This is a genomic window from uncultured Maricaulis sp. (assembly GCF_963976135.1).
Classification (GTDB): Bacteria; Pseudomonadota; Alphaproteobacteria; order Caulobacterales; family Maricaulaceae; genus Maricaulis.
In genome coordinates, this window is sequence record NZ_CAXBKN010000142.1 from 1 (window position 1) to 4,920 (window position 4,920).

Consider the following 4,920-nt stretch of genomic DNA (forward strand, 5'->3'; position numbering starts at 1 on the left):
GTTGTAGAACTTGGAGATGTTGCGCACGTAGCCCTGAGTTTCGGCAAAGGGCGGCACGCCGCCGTATTCGATGACCCGACTGGGCCCCGCGTTATAGGCTGCGAGCGCATGGGGGATATTGCCGAACCGGTTGAGCTGCGTGGTGATGTAGCGCGCGCCGCCGCGCAGGTTGTCTTTCACGTCATAGCGGTCGACGCCGAGGTCGGAGGCAGTGCCGGGCATGAGCTGGGTGAGGCCATAGGCCCCGACCGGGCTTTCGGCGGCAACGTTGAATCGGCTTTCCTGCTTGATCAGGGCCTGGAAGAGGCAGCGCCACTGGGTGGCCGAGAGCCCGGCCCGGGCCACACCGGGCGCGCCTGCGAATTCGCCCGCAACCTCGACGATCATCATCTCGACCGTCTCGCGGCCCTCACCGAAGAGGCGGCTGTTCATGGGGCTTGCATCGGTATTTGGATAGATCGCCGCCACCCCGAAATCCGCATTGCCTTCGAGCGCGCGGATATCGAAGCCGGGCCCGGTGATCGCGGCGGTCATCTCCTCGAGGACGCGCAGCTGGTCGGCCTGGACATCGGCCAGCGTAGACTCGGTCCGATCCTTGTCCTGCTGGACGCCCAGATCCTCGGCAAGCGCCGTCACCCGCGCGATGGCGCGACCGATCGCGGAATTGTCCTGCGTCGGCACGCCTTGGGCGAGCGCGGGCAGCGCACCGAGGCCGAGGCAGAGCCCGGCGGATATGATCGCGGCACGGCTCATTCCGGACGCGGCAGGGGCTCGAAGCTGCAGTCAGACTTTGCAGCCTGCTGGACCGGAGCGCCTATGGTCGAGAAGGAGAGGGCGGACCGCGTCACCTGCGGCTCGCCATTGCGTCCGAAGCAGGGCGAGGTTTTCTCGGTGTATTTCTCGCATGCCGACAGAAGGCCCGCGGCGGCGCAGAGCGCGAGGAGGGGTTTGAACTCATATCACATGTCTCCAGAAATCAGGATTGGCGCGCCAATCGGCGGGAACGCGGGCCTCGCCGGTGGCACCGCCGCCAAGGATGGGGAGGAGGTCGCCCAAGGCAGAGAGATCGGCGTCGACGAAAACGCTGTCGCCCGCCGAGCGAACGAGCGCGATGCGCTGGCCAATGGTGGGCTGGACGAGGAGCGCGGCCTCCTTGGCGTTCACGCGCAGAAAGTCGTAATCCGAGATCGTGGCGCGGTCATTCGGGAAGAGGATTTGCGTGGGCACCGTCTCGACGATGGTCTTGCCGACGCGGCTGTCTCGCAACTGGCTCGGATACTGCGTCATCATGATCACGACGCAGTTCATCTTGCGCAGCGTCACCAGCCAGTTTTCCAGCCGCGCCCCGAAATACGGATCGTCCAAGAGTTTCCAAGCCTCGTCGAGGACGATGATGGTGGGGCGACGATCTTCGACCACGCGTTCGATCTGGCGGAAGATATAGGACAGCACCGCCATGCGTTCGGTGGTCATGTCGAGGATCTCGGTCATGTCGAACCCGATGATGTCCGAGGCCAGTTCAAGCCTGGCACCCTGTTCCGGCTCGTCGAAGACCCAGCCATAGCGCCCGCCCGGGGCCCATTCGGCGACGCGGGACTGTAGCTCGCCATCGTCATCGAGCGACTGAAACAGGGTCTCGAAACTCGCGAAGCGCCGGAGCGAGCCCTCGGCATGGGCATTTTGCGAGACCGCGCTTTGGATGTGTCGTGACTGCTCGCCGGTGAGGGTTCCGTTGCGTGTGAGAAGTGTCGCAAGCCAATCCGAGAGCCAGGCGCGGCCACGTTCGTCGATTTCGGTATCGAGCGGGTTCAGGCCCGTGGGCACGCCCGCGCGGATCTCGTTATAGCGGCCACCGAGGGCGCGCACGGCCATCTCGAGGCCGCGATCCTTGTCGAAGAAGAAAAGCCGCGCGCCGACCCGTTGCGCTTGGGCTGCGAGGAAAGCCGTGGTCAGTGTCTTGCCGGTGCCGGTGCGTCCCAGAACCAGCGTATGGCCGACGGTCGGTTCCTTGCCGGGGCTGCCCGCCTCGTGGAAATTGAAGCGATAACCGGAGGTGCCGACCGTCGGCAGGACCGAAATGGTATGACCCCAGGGCGACTGGTCACGTCCGCGTCCCTCGACGCTGCCATGAAGCGCCGCGAAATCCGCGAAATTGATCGAGGAGATCGGCGTCTTGCGCGCCCGGTAGCCGAAGTTGCCGGGCGATTGCGCGAAGTAGGTGGCTTTCAGCGCCATGTTCTCGCGCACGATGACGGACATGATCTCCTGGCCCACACGCTTGATCTGGGCGGCGGCGCGTTCGAGCGTGTCGCGGTCTGGGGCATAGACGGCGATCGAGAGGTGATGATCGCCAAAGGCGATGCGCCCCGCCTCCTGGTCATCGGCGGCCTGACCCAGCTGTTCGCGCAGGGAGACGGCGGCATCGTCGGAAGCCTGCATCTGGCGGATGATCCGCTGTATCCGCTCGGCCATAATATTGTTCGGGATCGGGCTGAAGGAATTCGTCAGCACAATGTCGAGCGGCAGGTCGAGCGCGTCGAGCAGCGTCACATCGGTCAATGCCGGGTAGGTCTTCATCGAAAAGAGCGCGCCGTATTTGACCTGACCGGTCACGGCGTCGGTGAGGGTGACAACGTCGCCGTCGAAGGTCGCGCGGCAATTGCTCAAGGTATGCGAGAGGGGCAGGGCGCTTTGCCCGAAGGCGATGGGGGAGAAGCTGCCTGCGTTCAGCGTGTTGAGGTAGCCCAGCCACTCGCCGCCCGATTTCGTGAGCCTGACGGGGTTGGCCGAGGCAAGCGCAACCTCGAAGAAGCCCATGACCTCGTTCAATTCCTGCATCCGTGTCGCGCGGTCCTTGACCCAAGCCTTGCGGGCCAGCGCGCGCAGGAGCGGAATGCGCGCCGAAATGTCGGGCCGCCTGATGACGCTGAGATAGAGCTGGCGCTTGGCCGGTCGCAGGTCTTTGACATGGGCCTGCCAGCGCGCGTCGATCGCGGCTGCGAAACTGTCTCCCTCGATAGGGCGCATGCCGAGATCCTGCGGCACGGAGATCCGGTGGACGTAGAAACCGAAGGCGTTGCCGGTCTGGGCGACGATGGCTGCGACCGCGCGTTTGAGCGCATCGAGCCGGGCATCCTCGGTGGTCATCGGGTTCAGCCCGTCGAGGCGCAGGGTCGCCAGGAGATCGCCCTCGCGCAGGACCATGACATCGTCATCGGCGAGGGCAAAATACGGCAGGTGTTCGGCGAGATAGCTCTCCCGCGCGAACGCCCCGCCGCCCGCTTGATGCAGGGCTGTTCCGTGGGTGGAAAGAGTGCCTGCATCAAGCGCCAAAGCTGTCGCCCCCGTGCAGGGCCCGGTTCTTCGTCGGGCGCACCGATCCATAGGAGACGCGCAGCACTTCGAAGAAATGCGGCTCGCGGTCAGCGACGAACCAGAGGATCGGATAGGCGACGAGACCAATCAGGAAGAAGACCATCGACTTCGTCCAGATAAACGGCAGAACGACCCCGGTCGCCAGCACCACAAGGTATCCGACAGGGAGACCCAGATACTTGGGCGGACGGGCGAGGCCCAGAAAAAGGGGGGATCGTTCTGCCACTGCTCTACTCGGATCTCAGGAGAAGCCGTCGACGATGGTACCGGCCGAGAAGATCAGCACGATCCCGATAATAACCGAGGCAAACCAGCCCCAGTTCAGCCGCCCCATCATGCACATGAAGCCGGTGCCGATCACAGCGAGCGTGGCAACCGCGATCCCGATCGGGCCGGTCAGGGCGGCCTCTACGGTTTCCAGCATGGTCTGGATCGGCGACAAGTCCTGCGCGAAGGCGGGCGTTGCGAAAGCCGCCAGGGTTGTGGCGACAGGCAAGAGGCGGCTGAGGCGATGTCGGAGCATGCGAAGTTTCCTTGTTTTACTGAAGATCGATGAGGACGGGCGCGCGGGCTGGAACACCGTCTGCGACGCGGATGTCCGGAGCGGAAACAGGCTTACCTGCCAGCCGGGACCGGATCCGATGGATGCGCGCGATATAGTCGCGGGTCTCGGTGAAAGGCGGGACGCCTGAATACTCGATCACGCGGTGCGGCCCGGCATTATAGGCTGCGAGCGCCAGGTCGATGTCCTTGAACGTGGCGAGCTGCGCGAGCAGATAGCGCGCCGCGCCATCGAGGTTCTGGGAGGGATCGCGCGGATCGACTCCGAGGCCGCGGGCCGTGTCTGGCATCAGCTGGCCGAGACCATAGGCGCCCTTGGGGCTGACGGCAGTTGGGTTGTAGCTGCTTTCGGCCTCGACCAGTGCTCGGAACAGGAACTGCCAGTCGTCGGCACCCAGACCAACCTGGCGCAGGGCACGGTTCCCCTGGTGGCGATCAGCAGTCGTCCGGATCAGGGAGAGGATGTCGTCGCGTCCGGACGGCGGCGTGGCGACCAGCGAGGCCAGAACCACTTCGGCCTCAGCGCTATCATCCAGCCCCGCCCAGGCAGGCCTCGCGCCGTGGAAAGTCCAGCCCGAGGTCCGGGCCGTGCCGTCGCGACCGAAGGCGATGACGTCAGCCGCGCTCCTCGAGGGTGATGCTGTAGTCAGGACCAAAGCGCAGATCGCGCCCGTCACCGAACTCGAGATGATGTTTGAAGAGCCCCGGCCATATGTTGAAATACCGCGGCTCAGGTCCGTGTGGGGTGATCCGGGTCGAGACCAGAATGGCTTCCGGCTCGCCCGCGCGCAGGTAGATGCACTGGTAGCGCGGCTTGCCATCGTCCGTGAACCCCACGAGTTCATACCGGCAGCGGAACGCGATGCCTTCTTCTTGAAGGTCTTTCACACCATCGATGGTGATCAGGATCTGGTTGCGCGCTATCGGCATGTTCGGACTCTCCCCACGAGAGCCCTTCTACTTCACGACACTAAGGCCATAAAG

At 64.5% G+C, this 4,920-nt stretch carries 6 protein-coding genes; all 6 read right to left on the reverse strand.

Annotated elements, in window-relative coordinates:
• A partial coding sequence (locus tag AAC023_RS13605; RefSeq protein ID WP_339741741.1) for a transglycosylase SLT domain-containing protein occupies nucleotides 1-753 on the reverse strand: 753 nt, incomplete at its 3' end.
• A gap of 201 nt (nucleotides 754-954) precedes the next feature.
• Nucleotides 955-3,147, reverse strand: coding sequence for a hypothetical protein (locus AAC023_RS13610; protein WP_339741742.1), 2,193 nt, complete (start codon nucleotides 3,145-3,147; stop codon nucleotides 955-957).
• A 175-nt stretch (nucleotides 3,148-3,322) separates the two neighbouring features.
• Nucleotides 3,323-3,601: a VirB3 family type IV secretion system protein gene (locus AAC023_RS13615; protein ID WP_038070148.1), complete on the reverse strand. Its 279-nt coding sequence runs from the start codon at nucleotides 3,599-3,601 to the stop codon at nucleotides 3,323-3,325.
• Nucleotides 3,602-3,616: 15 nt separating this feature from the next.
• Nucleotides 3,617-3,898 carry a TrbC/VirB2 family protein gene (locus AAC023_RS13620; RefSeq protein WP_065335126.1) on the reverse strand — a complete coding sequence of 94 codons (282 nt, stop codon included), beginning with the start codon at nucleotides 3,896-3,898 and terminating at the stop codon, nucleotides 3,617-3,619.
• Between the two features lie 16 nt (nucleotides 3,899-3,914).
• Nucleotides 3,915-4,592, reverse strand: a complete 678-nt coding sequence (locus tag AAC023_RS13625; RefSeq protein WP_339741743.1) for a lytic transglycosylase domain-containing protein — start codon at nucleotides 4,590-4,592, stop codon at nucleotides 3,915-3,917.
• Entirely contained in the window at nucleotides 4,552-4,866 is a 315-nt protein-coding gene (locus tag AAC023_RS13630; protein WP_040181319.1) for a hypothetical protein, read from the reverse strand. The genes AAC023_RS13625 and AAC023_RS13630 overlap by 41 nt, the downstream gene beginning before the upstream one ends.
• Between the last annotated feature and the right edge of the window lie 54 nt (nucleotides 4,867-4,920).